Raw genomic sequence first — 15,728 nt, forward strand, 5'->3', positions numbered from 1 at the left:
CGAGCAAGCCCGCTCCCACAGGGGGTTTGTAGCGTCCTTGGGGTTACGGCTGAAGCTTCTGCGGCGTCTCCTGGCCCATGCAGCGCACCGCGCGTTTCTTCTCGTTGATCAGCACACCGGTCAGGCCTTTCTGCTCGGTGTCGAACAACACCAGCACACCATCGATGCACTGGGCGACCTCGGGGGCCGGCTCCAGGGAGACCTTGTAGTCCTCCCCCGGCACGGTCTTGAGCATGGTGAACTGGTTGAGCAGCAACGCGTCCTCGGGCTTGGCGAAGTGCAGGTAGCCGTAGTACCACAGCACAGCAACGGTGCCGAGGATGCTGCAGATACCGGTGATGATCAGGGGGATGGCGTTACGTTCTTCGCTCATTGCGGGTTCTCTGGTGATTCAACGGGTGATTTCGGGTAGTTCGGGACTTCGCCCAGGCGGCGCAGGCCGTCAAAGTGCTGGGGGTCGTCGAGGTAGCGCAGCATCACGGTGCGCCAGGTCGGGTCGGCGAATGTCTGTACATGGCCGCCGCGGGTCAATTGCAGGACCCGCGGTGGCGGCGCAGCTTGATACAGGCGGATGCCGTTGGAAAGAGGCACGATAGGGTCATCCAGGCTGTGGTAGATCAATTTCGGTACACCATTCAATTGCGCCACGGAACTGATCGCGCTGTCACCGTCCGGCACCAGCCAGGACAACGGCACCTGGAACGGCCAGGTCAGCCACGATGTGCTCAGGGCAAAACGTCCGACGTCGCGGTAACTGGCGGGCACGCCATCGAGCACCAAGGCCTTGAGCTGCCGTTGCCGCTGGGGATGTTCCACCAGGTAATGCACCGCCAGCGCGCCGCCCAGGCTCTGGCCGAGCAGCACCAGCGGCTTGCCCTGGACCTCGGGCGAATGGTCGAGCCATTGGAACGCGGCGTCGATGTCCTGGTAAATCGCCGGCAGGCTCGGCTCGCCTTCGGACACGCCATAACCCCGGTAATCGACCATCAACACTTGGTAACCCTGCTCCGGCAACCACCAGCTCCCGCCCAGGTGCCAGGCCAGGTTGCCGCCGTTGCCGTGCAAATGCAGCACCGTGCCCTTGACCTCCACGCCTGGCTTGACGGGCAGCCACCAGCCTCGGAGCTTGAGGCCGTCAGCGGTGGTCAGGGTGACGTCGCGGTACTCGAGCTTGGCCCGCTCGGGGGTAAACGGCAGACCGCGCTCGGGGTAGAACAGCAGTGAGCTGCAGCCGCTCAGGGCCAGCAGCAGGCAAAAGATGCCGAGGATTCGCATCCGGTGAAACCTCGCAAGATCAGGTTGAAACATAACCCCCTTGTGGGAGCGAGCTTGCTCGCGATAGGGGCGGTTCAGTCACGGCTGTGTTGACTGTCCTGCTGCTATCGCGAGCAAGCTCGCTCCCACAGGGGGTGGGTGTTGTGTTCAAAGGATATTGGAATAATCCGCCTCGATCCGGTCCAGGCTCAGGTGGTTCAGGAAGTTGGAGAAACACATCCAGGCCGACAGGGCGTTCATGTCGCGGAACTGCTCGGGCAGGTATTTGGGCGGCACTACCAGGCCTTCGTCCACCAACTGGCGCAACGTGCGCATGTCCTCCAGGGTGGTCTTGCCGCAGAACAGCAGCGGCACCTGCTCCAGCTTGCCTTTGCGCACGGCCAGCTGAATGTAGTTGTAAACCATGATGAAGCCCTTGAGGTAGGACAAGTCTTTGGTGAATGGCAGCCCGGTCGGCACCGAGCCACGGAACACCCGGCTGGCGTTGCCGTAGCTTTCGGCCATTTCAAAACCCTGCTCGCGGAAGAACTCGAAGACCTGCAGGAAATCGGCGCCTTCCTCCACCATGTGAATGGCCCGGGTACGGTTGGTGAGCTTGCGCAGGCGACTGGGGTAGGAGGCGAAAGTGATGATTTCCATCAGGATCGCCAGACCTTCCTGGGTCACCGTGGACGAGGGCGGGCCCTTGGACAGGAAGGTGCAGATCGGCTGGTTCAGGCCGTTGAGGGTGGTGCCGACGTGCACCAGCCCTTCATGGACCTCCAGCGCCCGCACATCGCGTTCGTTGAACATCGCATCGGTGCGGATCTTGATGTAGTCCGCGCCCGCCGCCGCGTCGGCCACGATGCCGTCGGACTCGAACACCCGGATGGTTTCCTCGGCTTCGCCGAACACCCGGTTGAGACGGTGTTGCAACAGGTTGACGGCTTCCTTGGCGCTGAGGAGTTTCGGCTCGTCCTTGAGGTCGCCACGGCCATCGATGTTATTCAGGTAATCGGAAAGCATCAGGCCCAGGTCGGCCAGGGTCGGGTCGCCGGCGTGGAAGGCATCGGAGGCGGCGCCATAGAGCTCCTGGGAGATCAGCCCGAAATCCTCGGTGCCACGCGCTTCGAGCATGCGCACCACCATGCGGTATTCCTTGCACATGCGGCGCATGATCTGGCCAACCGGGTTGAACTGCCCCAGTTGACGGGTGATGTCACGCTCGATGTTCTGGAACTCCAGCTTCACTTTGCTGGAGTCGAAGGACAGTGGCCGGTTGAGGTAATAGTCGCGATCCACCGCAGGCATTTCCTTGCCCTTGGCCTTGAGAAACCCCTTGCGGATGTTCTCGTCCCACTTCACCGCATCGAGGATGCGAATCGGCGTTTGCGCCAGCACAATGCGATCGGACAAGTTGCGTATCGTCTGCTGGTAATCGTCCACCCGGAACTCCTGTGAAAAAACGTCCGCTTGTAGCAATTATTGGGATTTGGCCGGTCTCTGGTAACGCACGGCTTCCGAGAACACATCGGAATTGGCCGGGTCGTCGAGGTAGCTGAAAACCTTGTTCATGTCGCTGTCCACCAACACGCCTTCGCCCTCCTCGCTCTGGTTCGGCTGGCCGCTGAGGAGCTTCTGGTCGATCGCCTGGTTGATCTGTTCCAGATCCAGGTTGTAGACCACCAGTTCCTGTTTATCGGTCAATTCGAAACCGGCGATCAGGAAATGTCCGCCATAGCGGGCCGGCACCTTGGCCGACAGGTACCAGCGGCTGCCGTGCCGGGACACCGTCAGGGGAATGGCTTCGCGTTCATGGGGCCTGGCCCTGAAGTAGCTGATGGCCTGGTAGCGGTGCTTGCCGACCTGCGTCAGTTCCAGGTTCAACGGTTCACCCCAGGCATTGGTGCTGGTCCAGTGGCCGAGCAGGCCCGCGGGCGCGGCTTCGCTGTCAGGCAACGGCGCCTTGAACGACACCAGGCAGCCACTGAGCAGCAGCAACGACACGGCCAGTACAACGGCACGCCAGGCTTTCATTTGAACTCCCTCGCCACAAAGGCTGTGGTGGCCCACAAATGGGTCACACCGACGCCAGTACCAGATGCATGTAGCGGGTCAGGATGCCGAGCATATCTTCATCGGCGACCGGCTCGGCACCATTGAGCAAGCCCTGATATTCCATCCGTCCGATAATCGCCGTCAACACTTTGGCATCCTGTTGCGGCTCGCGGGAGCCTAATACCTGGAAAAACTGACACGTGCCGTGCAGCAAAATCTGCTGGTGGGAACGCACCAATTCCGCCAGGCGCGGGTTGAGCAGGGCTTCCTGGCGAAAGGCCTGCTCGGCCATCAGGTATTCACGACGACTGTCCAGCTGATGCCGCACGTAGTCGGCGGTCATCCGGGCAATGTCGTCCGCCAACTGCGAGCGCGATTGGGCGCTGCCGTCACCATAGGCGACCATTTCCCGCAGCAGGCCTTCGTTGTTGGCCCACAGCTTGCCCATGAACGCCGCGCTACGCTCCACGTACTGGGCGAAGGTGTCGGTGAGCAGGTCGTCGATGTCCTTGAAATAATAGGTAGTGGCCGACAGCGGCACGCCCGCTTCGGCGGCCACCGCGCGGTGACGCACCGCACGCACGCCATCGCGCACGACAATGCGCATGGCCGCATCGAGAATCTCCTGGCGACGCTGCTCACTGCCCTGTCGGCTGGCCTTGCGGCCCTGGTACTGAACACTTTCAGCGACAGCCGTGGCGACGCCCGCTGCACCTTCTGAAGCCATTGCACGATTCACGACAGGTCTTCCTCGCTCTTTGAAAAACTAACCAATTGATACGTTTGTACCAGACAGGCAATAAAAAGCCGCCCATCGAGGCGGCTTTTTAATTGAAGCACTTACGCTTGAGGCCGCATGTGCGGGAAGAGAATGACATCCCGGATCGACGGTGAGTTGGTCAGCAGCATCACCAGGCGATCGATGCCGATGCCTTCGCCGGCGGTCGGCGGCATGCCGTACTCCAGGGCGCGCACGAAGTCGGCATCGTAGTGCATGGCTTCGTCGTCGCCAGCGTCCTTGTCGGCCACCTGGGCCATGAAACGCTCGGCCTGGTCTTCGGCATCGTTGAGCTCGGAATAGGCGTTGGCGATTTCACGACCACCGATGAACAGCTCGAAACGGTCGGTCACGCTTGGGTTCTCGTCGTTGCGACGGGCCAGCGGCGACACTTCGAACGGGTACTGGGTGATGAAGTGCGGCTGTTCCAGCTTGTGCTCGACCAGCTCTTCGAAAATCATCACTTGCAGCTTGCCCAGGCCTTCGAAGCCGAGCACCTTGGCGCCGGCCTTCTTGGCGATGGCGCGGGCCTTGTCGATGTCCTGCAGGTCGGCGGCGGTGATCTCAGGGTTGTACTTGAGGATCGAGTCGAACACTGACAGGCGCACGAACGGCTCGCCGAAGTGGAACACCTTGTCGCCGTACGGCACATCGGTAGTCCCGAGAACAAGCTGCGCCAGCTCGCGGAACAGTTCCTCGGTCAGGTCCATGTTGTCTTCGTAGTCGGCGTAGGCCTGGTAGAACTCGAGCATGGTGAACTCGGGGTTGTGCCGGGTCGAAACGCCTTCGTTACGGAAGTTGCGGTTGATCTCGAAGACTTTCTCGAAGCCACCGACCACCAGCCGCTTGAGGTACAGCTCCGGCGCGATGCGCAGGAACATTTCCATGTCCAGGGCATTGTGGTGGGTTTCGAACGGCTTGGCCGCGGCGCCGCCAGGGATGGTCTGCAGCATTGGCGTCTCGACTTCCAGGAAGTCACGCTTCATCAGGAAGCTGCGGATGTGGGCGATGACTTGCGAACGCACGCGGAACGTCTGGCGCACGTCTTCGTTGACGATCAGGTCGACGTAGCGCTGGCGATAGCGCTGCTCGGTGTCGGTCAGGCCGTGGTGCTTGTCCGGGAGCGGGCGCAGGGACTTGGTCAGCAGGCGCACGCTGGTCATCTCGACATACAGGTCGCCCTTGCCGGAACGGGCCAGGGTGCCTTCGGCGGCAATGATGTCGCCCAGGTCCCAGGTCTTGACGGCCGCCAGGGTTTCTTCCGACAGGGTCTTGCGATTGACGTAGACCTGGATACGCCCGGTCATGTCCTGGATCACCATGAACGAACCACGATTGAGCATGATACGACCGGCCACCTTGACTGGAATCGCCGCCTCGGCCAGCTCTTCCTTGGTCTTGTCCGCATACTGCTTCTGCAAGACGTCGCAGTAGGCGTCGCGGCGGAAGTCGTTGGGGAAGGCCTGGCCCTTGGCGCGCTCGGCAGCAAGCTTTTCCTTGCGCAGGGCGATCAGGGAGTTTTCTTCCTGTTGCAGGGCTTGCGGGTCGAGTTCTAGGTCGCTCATGTCTTTAAGGTTTCCATCACAGGTTCGTTGCCCCCGGCCCTGGCCGGAGTTTGCGGGCGAGCCGCGCTTCCTGATGGAAGCGTGCCCGACCGCCGCATGGGTGTCGCGTTACAGCCCTTGTTTGAGGCTGGCGATCAGGTATTCATCGATATCGCCGTCGAGCACCTTGTCGCAATCGCTGCGTTCGATGCTGGTACGCAGGTCCTTGATCCGCGAGGCGTCGAGCACGTACGAACGGATCTGGTGACCCCAGCCGATGTCCGACTTGGTGTCTTCCAGCGCCTGGGACGCCGCGTTGCGTTTCTGCACTTCCTGCTCGTACAGGCGGGCCCGCAGCATCTTCATCGCGGTGTCTTTGTTGGCGTGCTGGGAGCGCTCGTTCTGGCAGCTGACCACGGTGTTGGTCGGTACGTGGGTAATCCGTACCGCCGAGTCGGTGGTGTTGACGTGCTGGCCACCGGCCCCGGAGGAACGGTAGGTGTCGATGCGCAGGTCCGCCGGGTTGATCTCGATCTCGATGTTGTCGTCGATTTCCGGCGAAACGAACACGGCCGAGAACGAGGTGTGGCGACGGTTGCCGGAGTCGAACGGGCTCTTGCGCACCAGGCGGTGCACGCCGATCTCGGTCCGCAGCCAGCCAAAGGCGTATTCGCCCTTGATGTGCACGGTGGCGCCCTTGATCCCGGCGACTTCACCGGCCGACAGTTCCATGATGGTGGCGTCGAAACCGCGCTTGTCTGCCCAGCGCAGGTACATGCGCAACAGGATGTTGGCCCAGTCCTGGGCCTCGGTGCCGCCGGAACCGGCCTGGATGTCCAGGTAGGCGTTGTTCATGTCCATCTCGCCGCTGAACATGCGACGGAATTCCAGCTTGGCGAGGTTCTCGTCGAGGCGTGTCAGCTCGGCGACGACATCGCCGACCGCGCCTTCATCGTTCTCTTCGACAGCCATGTCCAGCAGGTCGCGGCAATCGGCCAGGCCGCTGGACAACTCGTCCAGGGTCTCGACGATCTGCGCCAGCGCAGAACGCTCGCGGCCCAGTTCCTGGGCGTACGAAGGGTTGTTCCAGACACTCGGATCTTCAAGCTCGCGATTGACCTCGGTCAGACGCTCATGCTTTTGATCGTAGTCAAAGATACCCCCGAATAGTTTCGGAGCGCTCGGACAGGTCCTTGATGGTGTTAAGGATCGGGTTGATTTCCATGGCGGGCAGCACTCGTAGGCGAACTTTTGAAAGCCGGCGAGTATAACGTAATCAAGCGCCAGCGGCAGCCCGCCTGGCGGCTTTAGGCATGAAACTCAGGGATATGGCTGAACACCGGCCCCGTGGCGAGGGAGCTTGCTCCCGCTGGGTTGCGCAGCAGCCCCAAAAGGAGCGACTCAACTCATCTGATACACCGAGTCGTCTGGTTTCAGGCCTGCTGCGCAGCCCAGCGGGAGCAAGCTCCCTCGCCACAAAAGCCACCTCGCCCAACTGTATTATTCGACACCCACCCGATTACGTCCATTGTGTTTGGCCAGGTACAGCCCCTTGTCCGCCGCCGAGATCAGTTGCCGGCAATCGCCACCTTGCTGCGGGGTGACGGTCGAGACGCCGATGCTGACGGTCAGGTTCTCGCCGCCGTCGGGCGTGGTGTGGGGGATTTTCAGGGCAACGACGCTCTGGCGCAGTTTTTCGGCCATCAACCGGGCACCGCCCGGCGAGGTGCCAGGCAGCACCAGGGCGAACTCCTCGCCGCCGTAGCGGGCCGGCAAGTCGGACGGACGGCTGCACGCCTCGCGGATCGCCGTGGCGACCTTGCGCAGGGCTTCGTCGCCCTCCAGGTGACCGAAATTGTCGTTGTAGGCCTTGAAGTAGTCCACGTCGATCATCAGCAGCGACAGTTGGCTCTGGTCGCGTAGCGCCCGGCGCCATTCCAGCTCCAGGTACTCATCGAAATGCCGGCGATTGGACAACCCGGTCAGGCCGTCGGAGTTCATCAACCGTTGCAGCACGAGGTTGGTGTCGAGCAGTTGCTGCTGGCTGACCCGCAGTGCGCGATAGGCCGCGTCGCGCTGCAACAGCATCATGTAGGAACGCGAGTGATAGCGGATGCGCGCCACCAGTTCGATGTTGTCCGGCAACTTGACCAGGTAGTCGTTGGCCCCGGCGGCGAACGCCGCGCTCTTGACCAGCGGGTCTTCCTTGGTGGACAGGACAATGATCGGGATATCGCGGGTGGAGGGATGGTTACGGTACTCGCGCACCAGGCTCAGGCCATCCAGGCCGGGCATCACCAAGTCCTGGAGAATCACCGTCGGCTTGATGCGAATCGCGTGGGCGATGGCCTGATGGGGGTCGGAGCAGAAATGGAAGTCGATGTTTTCTTCATTCGACAGCCCACGCCGCACCGCTTCGCCGATCATCGCCTGATCGTCGACGAGCAAGACCATGGCGGCGTTCTCATCGCGCTTGAAATCGTCCAGCTGCAGATCATTCATGATGGCTTACCTGGGTACGGCCCGGGGCAAGGCTCGCGGGGTTCTTCATGGGGTCACAATCTCCAACAGCCGTGGCGCGATGGCGTCCAGGGCAAGAATATGGACGGCGGCATCGATAGCGGCCGCTGCTTTGGGCATGCCGTACACCGCGCTGCTGCGCTGGTCCTGAGCGATGGTCACATAGCCCTGCTGGCGCATGAGTTTAAGCCCTTGCGCACCGTCGCGGCCCATGCCGGTGAGCAATACGCCCACTGCGTCACCGCTCCAGTACTGGGCGACACTTTCAAAAAACACGTCGATGGAGGGCCGGTAGATCTCGTTCACCGGCTCGGCGGTATAGGCCAGGGTGCCGTTCTTCAACAAACGCAGATGATGGTTGGTCCCGGCCAGCAACACCGTGCCACTTTGCGGCGTTTCGCCGTGCCGGGCCAGGCGCACCGTGTGGCCCGACACGCTGCCCAGCCACTCGGCCATGCCCGCGGCGAACACCTCGTCGACATGCTGGACCAGCACGATCGCTGGGGCAAAGTCCCGTGGCAACGCCTTGAGCAGCACTTCCAGCGCCGCCGGCCCGCCCGCCGATGACCCGATGGCCACCAGGCTCTTGCGCGACACCGCCGTACGCTGCGCCGCTGGCGCGGGGCGCTCATGCTTGTTGCGCTCGCCGATCAGCCAGCCGATGTTGGCGATCTTGCGCAGCAGCGGTGCAGCCGCGTCCGCCGGATTACCGACACCCAGGGCCGGGGTATCGACCACATCCAGCGCGCCATGGCCCATGGCCTCGAACACCCGGTGGACATTCTGCTGGCTGTCCCCGGTGACAATCACGATAGCGCAGGGGCTGTCGGCCATGATCCGCCGAGTGGCCTCCACCCCGTCCATGATCGGCATGAGCAAGTCCATCAGGATCAGGTCCGGGGTGTACTCGGCGCAACGCTGCACCGCCTCGGCCCCGTTGGCGGCCACCCAGACCAGTTGGTGCGCCGGCTCGAACGCCAGGGCCCGGCGCAGGGCCTCGACCGCCAGGGGCATGTCATTGACGATGGCGATCTTCAAGCGCGCGCCCCTCCGATCAGTTCAACCACGGCGTCGAGCAAGGCGTCGTCGTGGAAACTCGCCTTGGCCAAATAATAGTCGGCGCCAGCGTCGAGGCCACGGCGACGATCTTCTTCGCGATCCTTGTAGGACACCACCATCACCGGCAGCGACTGCAAGCGGTTGTCGCGCCGCAACAGCGACACCAGCTCGATACCGTCCATGCGCGGCATGTCGATATCGGTGATCAACAAGTCGAAATCCTCCGAGCGCAATGCATTCCAGCCATCCATGCCATCCACCGCCACTGCCACGTCATAGCCGCGATTGAGCAGCAACTTGCGTTGCAGCTCGCGCACGGTCAGGGAATCGTCCACCACCAGGATCCGCTTGCGCGGGGCCTGGGCCTGGTTCTGCCGGGCGATGCGCTCCAGGCGCCCGGTATCGAGCAATTTTTCCACCGAGCGCAACAGGTCTTCGACATCGATAATCAACACCACCGAGCCGTCGTCGAGCAGGGCCCCGGCGGAAATGTCCTGGACCTTGCCCAGGCGCTCGTCCAGGGGCAGGACAACCAGGGTTCGCTCGCCGATGAACCGCTCCACCGCCACCCCGTAGATCGTCTCGCGCTCGCGGATCACCACGACCTTGAGGGTCTGGCCGCCGTTCTGCGTCGACGGGCGATCGAGCAACTGGCTGGCGGCGACCAAGCCGATATGCCGGCCTTCGTGCCAGAAATGCTGACGTCCTTCGACCTGGACGATGTCTTCCGGCGCCAGGTCGCACATGCGTTCGATGTGGGCCAGGGGAAAGGCGTACGCCTCATTGCCGACTTCCACCACCAGGCTGCGCACCACCGACAGCGTCAGTGGCACCTCCAGATGGAAACGACTGCCCTCGCCCGCCGTCTGCTCCAGCACCACCGCCCCGCGCAACTGCCGGACCATGTGCTGGACCGCGTCCAGACCGACGCCGCGCCCGGACACTTCGGTGACTTTGTCGCGCAGGCTGAAACCGGGCAGGAACAGGAAGGTCAGCAGTTCCTCTTCGCTCAGGCTGGCGGCGGTTTGCTCAGGGGAAAGACCGCGCTCGACGATGCTGCGGCGCACCCGCTCCAGGTCCACCCCGGCGCCGTCATCCACCAACTCCAAGACCAGCATACCCGCCTGATGAGAGGCGCGCAGGCGGATCAGGCCTTCGGCGGGCTTGCCGGCCAGTATTCGTTGCTCCGGGGCTTCGATGCCGTGGTCCACGGCGTTGCGCAGCAAGTGGGTCAGTGGCGCTTCGAGCTTTTCCAGCACATCGCGGTCGACCTGGGTTTTCTCGCCTTCGATCTCCAGGCGCACCTGTTTGCCCAGGCTGCGGCCCAGGTCACGGACCATACGCACCTGGCCCGAAAGCACGTCGGCGAACGGCCGCATGCGACAGGCCAGCGCCGTGTCGTAGAGCACCTGCGCCCGTTGGCTGGCCTGCCAGGCGAACTCATCCAGCTCGGCGGTTTTCTGCGCCAGCAACTGCTGGGTTTCGGCGAGCAAGCGGCGGGCATCGCCAAGGGCTTCCTGGGCCTGCAGGCTCAGGGCATGGTCCTTGAGGTGCATGTTCAGTTCTTCCAGGGCGCGCAAGCCAGTGCCTTGCTGGCGCTTGAGCCGTTGCATCGTTGCCAGCCAGGGCTTGAGGCGCTGGGTCTCGACCAAGGACTTGCTCGACAGGTCGAGCAAGCTGTTGAGGCGTTCGGCCGTGACCCGCAAGACCCGCTCGCCGCCTTCGGTGACCCGTTTATTCTTCGGAGCCGGCTCCGGTGCCGCGAACGGTTCCGGAACGAGCAGCTCGACACTGACGGGGTCGACGGGCACCTCGATGCTTGTCGGTACCGGCGCCGGCATTGGTGCGGCGCTGGGGTCGAGCAAACGCCCCATCAACGCCACATAGGCGTCGATGTCCGGGGCGCCTACGTTGTTGCCCGGCGTGGCGATGCGCGTCAGCAGGTCGGTGCCTTGCAGCAAGGCATCGATGTGCTCGGCCCCCAGCATCAGGCGCCGCTCCTGGGCACCGACCAGGCAATCCTCCATGACGTGGGCCACGCTGACGCCGGCGTCCACCCCGACGATACGTGCCGCGCCCTTGAGGGAGTGCGCCGCGCGCATGCACGACTCGAGGTAATCGGCCTGGGTCGGATCGCGCTCCAGGGCCAGCAAACCGGTGCTCAGCACCTGGACCTGGGCTTCGGCCTCCAGGCTGAACAGTTCCAACAACGAAGCGTCGCGCATCTGGTCAGGGGTCATGACAGGCTCCGGGCCACGGCGGACAACAGTTGTTCTTCATCCAGCCAGCGCAGGCTGCGGCCTTTGTAGGGCAACACGCCACGGGTGTACTTGCCCGCCGACGGCGAAGCGCCCGCCAGGATGCGCTCATCGATGGCGTGGATGCCGTCCACCTCATCCACCGGCACCACCACCGGCCCGCCCTTGGCCGCGACAATCAACATGCGCGGCATGACCCGTGTACCGGCCACCGCCGTGCCGGGCTCCAGGTCCAGCAGCTCCACCAGCGACAGGCAGGCCACCAGTGCCCCGCGTACATTCACCACGCCCAGCAAGGCCCGTGAGCGCTGGTGGGGCAACGAGTGGATCGGCTGCAACGGTGCCACTTCCACCAGGCTACGCGTCGTCAGGCCCAGCCATTCCTCGCCGAGGCGGAACATCAGCAGCGAGCGTGTGACCACCTCGTTGTCCACCGGGGCCAGGGACAAGTCCCGTTGATCCTGTGGCAAGGTGTAACGGTCGAGCAGCCGGGTAGCGGCCGCCGAGTACACCGAGCAATTGCGGCAGTGGATATGCTCGACCAACAGTGGACAGGATTTATCGCCATGCACCCCGATGCGGTTCCAGCAATCATCGATCGCTTGGGCATCGTCATGGGTGACGTTGTAAGAAGCCGAACCGCTCATCGTTTGTGCTCGCTGTCTACCGTGCGCCCGCTACGGGCGGCGCGTTCCTGCAATCGACGGGCTCCGGCCGCGTCTCCCTGGGAAGCCAGCAGCGCCGCCAGATGCACCAGGGCCTCGGCGTGTTGCGGTTCAAGATAAAGCGCCTTGCGATAAAAACCCTGGGCTTCAAGTGCACTGCCGGCCATGTCGCTGAGCAGGCCCAGCCAATAGAACACCTGGGCGTTCGGCGCATGGCTGCGCAAATATTCTTCGCACGCCCCACGGGCCTCGGCGCTTTTGCCACCGTTGGCCAGGGCGGCGATATTGGCCAGCAAGGTCGCGGCGTCGCTGCTCTTGGGTGGGGCAATCGGCGTGACGTTCGCGGCAAACGGCCGCGGCCGCATCACTGGCGCAACGACCCGGGGCGGCGACTGACGAACCGGCAACGGCGGCGGCATCGACGCTGGCACCGGTTGAGGCTCCACAGCCCCGTGGCGACTGAAGGCGAACGATTGGGCTATCCCGATCGAGCGCATGCCCAGGCGTCCCAGCAAGCTGCCCTCGGCGGGGCCGATAAACAGCACGCCGTCCTGATGGGTCAGGCGCTTGAGCACCTCGAACACCTGCTGCTGGGTCGGCTGGTCGAAATAGATCAGCAAGTTGCGACAGAACACAAAATCATAAGGCGCCTCGTTCACCAGCAAGGCCGGATCCAGCAGGTTGCCCACCTGCAAGCGCACCTGTTCACGCACCCGTTCGCTGAGGCGGTAACCCTCGTCCGCGACGTCGAAATGCCGTTCGCGAAAACCCAGATCGGCGCCACGGAAGGAGTTTTTGCCGTAGCGCGCGTCCTTGGCCCGCGCCACCGACAGCGGGCTGACGTCCAGGCCGTCGACCTTGAACTGATGGGGCCCCAGGCCCGCGTCGAGCAAGGCCATGGCGATGGAATAAGGCTCTTCGCCCGTGGAACACGGCAAGCTGAGGATGCGCAGCGCACGCAGGTGCTTGATCTCGGCCAGGCGCTTGACGGCCAGCCTGGCGAGGGTTGCGAAGGATTCGGGATAGCGGAAAAACCAGGTCTCCGGGACGATCACCGCTTCGATCAGCGCCTGCTGCTCCGGCGCCGAATGCTGCAGGGCCTGCCAATACTCATCGGCGGTTCGCCCGGACACGGCACTGATCCGTTGGCGCACGGCCCGCTCGATGATCGCGGTGCCGACGGAGGTCACATCGAGGCCGATGCGTTCCTTGAGAAAATCGAAAAAACGCTGATCGTTGTTCATGGCGTTGCCCCGAGGTCGTCGAGGTCCAGCGGCGGCGCAGGAAACAGCAGCGCCCGAACGGATTCGTCGAGCAGGTCATTGACCCGCACCCATTGCAGCAACCCGTGGGCATCCTCGCGTACGGGGCCGAGATACGGCGCCTGCCGATTGTCCAGGCCATAGGGTTTGAAATCGGCCGGATCACAACGCACAGTGTCGGTCGCCTGTTCCAGGATCAATCCCAGCACTTGCCCGGCTTGTTGCCCATCGCTTCGATAACGCACCAGCACCAGCCGCGTACTGGTCCGGGCCTCGGCATTCTGGCCGAACGTCAGGGCGCACAGGTCGATTACCGGCACCATCGTGCCGCGCCAGGCAAACACCCCTGCCACCCAGGACGGCGCCCGGGCAATCGGCTTGAGGGGCAAGCGCGGCAGCACCTCCACCACATCGATGGCCTGCAGGGCGTACCGTTCGTTGCCGATGCTGAACACCAGGAACAACGCTTGGCGGGCCGTCGGTGCGGCGCCACGCAGGGTATCGATCTCGCCCATCAGACTTTGAAACGCGAGACGCCGCTGCGCAGCCCCACGGCGACCTGGCTCAGCTCGTCGATGGCGGAACTGGCCTGGCGCAGGGACTCAACAGTCTGGCTGCTGGCATCGCCCAGTTGCACCAAGGCGTGATTGATCTGCTCCGCGCCGGTGGCCTGGGCCTGCATGCCTTCGTTGACCATCAACACCCGCGGGGCCAGGGCCTGGACCTGATGGATGATCTGCGACAGTTGCTCGCCGATCTGCTGCACTTCGGCCATGCCCCGGCGCACTTCCTCGGAGAACTTGTCCATGCCCATCACACCGGCCGACACCGCGGACTGGATCTCGCGCACCATCTGCTCGATGTCATAGGTCGCCACGGCGGTCTGGTCGGCCAGGCGCCGCACTTCCGTGGCCACCACGGCGAAACCGCGCCCGTACTCACCGGCCTTCTCGGCCTCGATGGCCGCGTTGAGGGATAGCAGGTTGGTCTGGTCGGCCACCTTGACGATGGTCACCACCACCTGGTTGATGTTGCCAGCCTTCTCGTTGAGGATCGCCAGCTTGGCGTTCACCAGGTCGGCGGCACCCATCACCGAATGCATGGTTTCCTCCATGCGCGCCAGGCCTTGCTGGCCGGAGCCGGCGGCCACCGAAGCCTGGTCGGCGGCGGTGGAGACTTCGGTCATGGTGCGCACCAGGTCCCGGGAGGTGGCGGCGATTTCCCGGGACGTCGCGCCGATCTCGGTGGTGGTGGCGGCGGTTTCGGTGGCTGTGGCCTGCTGCTGGCGGGAGGTGGCGGCGATCTCGGTGACCGAAGTGGTGACCTGCACGGAAGAGCGCTGGGCCTGGGACACCAGCGAGGTCAGTTCAGCCATCATGTCGTTGAAGCCGGTTTCCACGGCGCCGAATTCGTCTTTGCGCGCCAGGTTCAGGCGCCCGCTCAGGTCGCCACTGCGCATGATCGCGAGGATCTCGACGATGCGGTTCATTGGCGCCATGATCGCCCGCATCAGCAATAGGCCGCAGAGCAAGGCAATGATCAGTGCGACCAGGAACGACAGGCCCATGGCGACCTTGGCCGCCGTCACCGCATCGCCAATGGTCTGGGTGGCGCTTTGCGCCAACTCGCGATTACGCTCGATGATCTGATTCAAATGCCCGCGGCCACCGAGCCACGCCGTGGTCAGCTCCGTATTCAACGCCAGTCGCGCCCCTTCGTAATCCTTGCGCTGATACAGGTCCAGGACCTTCGCCAAGGCCTTGTTGAAATCCTGGTGATTGACTTCGAACTCGTCGAAAGAGACTTGGTCGGCCGGGTCCTGGATCAGTTTCTGATAGTTCTGTATTTCTTCACGCAGGTGCTGCTCGAAACCCTGGTAGCGGGCCTTGTCCTCGGCGGTGATTTCCCGGTTTCCCGAGAGGCCGACGATCTGTTGGGTCAGGACGTAGCTGTCGACCCAGCCACCGCGGATCATCGAACTGAAATACACCCCTGGCACCGCGTCGGTCCGGACCTTTTCGCCACTGTCCTGGATCTTCAACAACCGTGAATACGAGACAACCACCATCAGCAGCATAATGGCGATGATCACCGCAAAACTCGCCAGGATGCGTTGGCGCAATGTCCAATTCTTCACAGTAAAACCTCGGGCCTTTGAAATGCTGGGGAGTATAGCCGAGGGCGGCGTGGCGTCTGTATGGAGCTTGCTCGCGATAACGGTGTACCAGTCAAAAACGCTATGACTGACCGGGTGCCATCGCGAGCAAGCTCGCTCCCACAGGGAATCGCGTTGGGACACAGGGCTGCCAAACACCCCAAAACCACTGTGG

General features: G+C 63.3%; 14 protein-coding genes. All 14 read right to left on the reverse strand.

The window, feature by feature from the left end:
- Positions 1–43: 43 nt before the first annotated feature.
- The gene (locus BLO80_RS22870; protein ID WP_092253816.1) at positions 44–373 is read right to left on the reverse strand and encodes a PA3694 family proteiin; all 330 of its coding nucleotides are present in this window, start codon (positions 371–373) and stop codon (positions 44–46) included.
- Positions 370–1,275 carry an alpha/beta hydrolase gene (locus BLO80_RS22875; RefSeq protein ID WP_092330746.1) on the reverse strand — a complete coding sequence of 302 codons (906 nt, stop codon included), beginning with the start codon at positions 1,273–1,275 and terminating at the stop codon, positions 370–372. Before BLO80_RS22875 ends, BLO80_RS22870 begins: the two co-directional genes overlap by 4 nt.
- Positions 1,276–1,422: 147 nt before the next feature.
- A complete protein-coding gene (locus tag BLO80_RS22880) occupies positions 1,423–2,700 on the reverse strand; it encodes a flavohemoglobin expression-modulating QEGLA motif protein (protein WP_092330749.1) in 1,278 nt (425 codons plus the stop codon).
- A gap of 36 nt (positions 2,701–2,736) precedes the next feature.
- On the reverse strand, positions 2,737–3,291 hold the full coding sequence (locus tag BLO80_RS22885) for a hypothetical protein (protein ID WP_092202259.1): 555 nt from the start codon (positions 3,289–3,291) through the stop codon (positions 2,737–2,739).
- 43 nt (positions 3,292–3,334) lie between these two features.
- Entirely contained in the window at positions 3,335–4,051 is a 717-nt protein-coding gene (locus BLO80_RS22890) for a TetR/AcrR family transcriptional regulator (protein ID WP_053118752.1), read from the reverse strand.
- A gap of 101 nt (positions 4,052–4,152) precedes the next feature.
- Entirely contained in the window at positions 4,153–5,655 is a 1,503-nt protein-coding gene (lysS, locus tag BLO80_RS22895; RefSeq protein ID WP_060739030.1) for a lysine--tRNA ligase, read from the reverse strand.
- Between the two features lie 108 nt (positions 5,656–5,763).
- A protein-coding gene (prfB, locus tag BLO80_RS22900) for a peptide chain release factor 2 (RefSeq protein WP_106273574.1) occupies positions 5,764–6,859 on the reverse strand; the annotation gives its coding sequence in 2 pieces (ribosomal slippage) (positions 5,764–6,786 and positions 6,788–6,859; 1,095 coding nt in all).
- A gap of 275 nt (positions 6,860–7,134) precedes the next feature.
- Positions 7,135–8,136 carry a response regulator gene (locus BLO80_RS22905; protein WP_092330751.1) on the reverse strand — a complete coding sequence of 334 codons (1,002 nt, stop codon included), beginning with the start codon at positions 8,134–8,136 and terminating at the stop codon, positions 7,135–7,137.
- 45 nt (positions 8,137–8,181) lie between these two features.
- Positions 8,182–9,192, reverse strand: coding sequence for a chemotaxis response regulator protein-glutamate methylesterase (locus BLO80_RS22910; RefSeq protein WP_092330754.1), 1,011 nt, complete (start codon positions 9,190–9,192; stop codon positions 8,182–8,184).
- Positions 9,189–11,453 (reverse strand): hybrid sensor histidine kinase/response regulator, encoded by a 2,265-nt coding sequence (locus BLO80_RS22915; RefSeq protein WP_092330756.1) that lies wholly within the window; start codon positions 11,451–11,453, stop codon positions 9,189–9,191. The genes BLO80_RS22910 and BLO80_RS22915 overlap by 4 nt, the downstream gene beginning before the upstream one ends.
- Positions 11,450–12,118, reverse strand: a complete 669-nt coding sequence (locus BLO80_RS22920; protein ID WP_092330759.1) for a chemotaxis protein CheW — start codon at positions 12,116–12,118, stop codon at positions 11,450–11,452. The genes BLO80_RS22915 and BLO80_RS22920 overlap by 4 nt, the downstream gene beginning before the upstream one ends.
- Positions 12,115–13,380: a CheR family methyltransferase gene (locus BLO80_RS22925; RefSeq protein ID WP_092330761.1), complete on the reverse strand. Its 1,266-nt coding sequence runs from the start codon at positions 13,378–13,380 to the stop codon at positions 12,115–12,117. The genes BLO80_RS22920 and BLO80_RS22925 overlap by 4 nt, the downstream gene beginning before the upstream one ends.
- Entirely contained in the window at positions 13,377–13,913 is a 537-nt protein-coding gene (locus tag BLO80_RS22930; RefSeq protein WP_092330764.1) for a chemotaxis protein CheW, read from the reverse strand. The genes BLO80_RS22925 and BLO80_RS22930 overlap by 4 nt, the downstream gene beginning before the upstream one ends.
- Positions 13,913–15,535 (reverse strand): methyl-accepting chemotaxis protein, encoded by a 1,623-nt coding sequence (locus tag BLO80_RS22935; RefSeq protein WP_092330766.1) that lies wholly within the window; start codon positions 15,533–15,535, stop codon positions 13,913–13,915. The genes BLO80_RS22930 and BLO80_RS22935 overlap by 1 nt, the downstream gene beginning before the upstream one ends.
- Between the last annotated feature and the right edge of the window lie 193 nt (positions 15,536–15,728).

This window comes from Pseudomonas sp. NFACC56-3, assembly GCF_900100025.1.
Lineage (GTDB): Bacteria > Pseudomonadota > Gammaproteobacteria > Pseudomonadales > Pseudomonadaceae > Aquipseudomonas > Aquipseudomonas fluorescens_AA.

Excerpts from the sequence above, each read along its gene's own strand:
- BLO80_RS22870 (WP_092253816.1), bottom strand. The coding sequence starts at position 373 with ATGAGCGAAGAACGTAACGCCATCCCCCTGATCATCACCGGTATCTGC.
- BLO80_RS22905 (WP_092330751.1), bottom strand. The coding sequence starts at position 8,136 with ATGAATGATCTGCAGCTGGACGATTTCAAGCGCGATGAGAACGCCGCC.
- BLO80_RS22920 (WP_092330759.1), bottom strand. The coding sequence starts at position 12,118 with ATGAGCGGTTCGGCTTCTTACAACGTCACCCATGACGATGCCCAAGCG.
- BLO80_RS22915 (WP_092330756.1), bottom strand. The coding sequence starts at position 11,453 with ATGACCCCTGACCAGATGCGCGACGCTTCGTTGTTGGAACTGTTCAGC.
- BLO80_RS22875 (WP_092330746.1), bottom strand. The coding sequence starts at position 1,275 with ATGCGAATCCTCGGCATCTTTTGCCTGCTGCTGGCCCTGAGCGGCTGC.
- BLO80_RS22930 (WP_092330764.1), bottom strand. The coding sequence starts at position 13,913 with ATGGGCGAGATCGATACCCTGCGTGGCGCCGCACCGACGGCCCGCCAA.
- BLO80_RS22885 (WP_092202259.1), bottom strand. The coding sequence starts at position 3,291 with ATGAAAGCCTGGCGTGCCGTTGTACTGGCCGTGTCGTTGCTGCTGCTC.
- BLO80_RS22925 (WP_092330761.1), bottom strand. The coding sequence starts at position 13,380 with ATGAACAACGATCAGCGTTTTTTCGATTTTCTCAAGGAACGCATCGGC.
- lysS (WP_060739030.1), bottom strand. The coding sequence starts at position 5,655 with ATGAGCGACCTAGAACTCGACCCGCAAGCCCTGCAACAGGAAGAAAAC.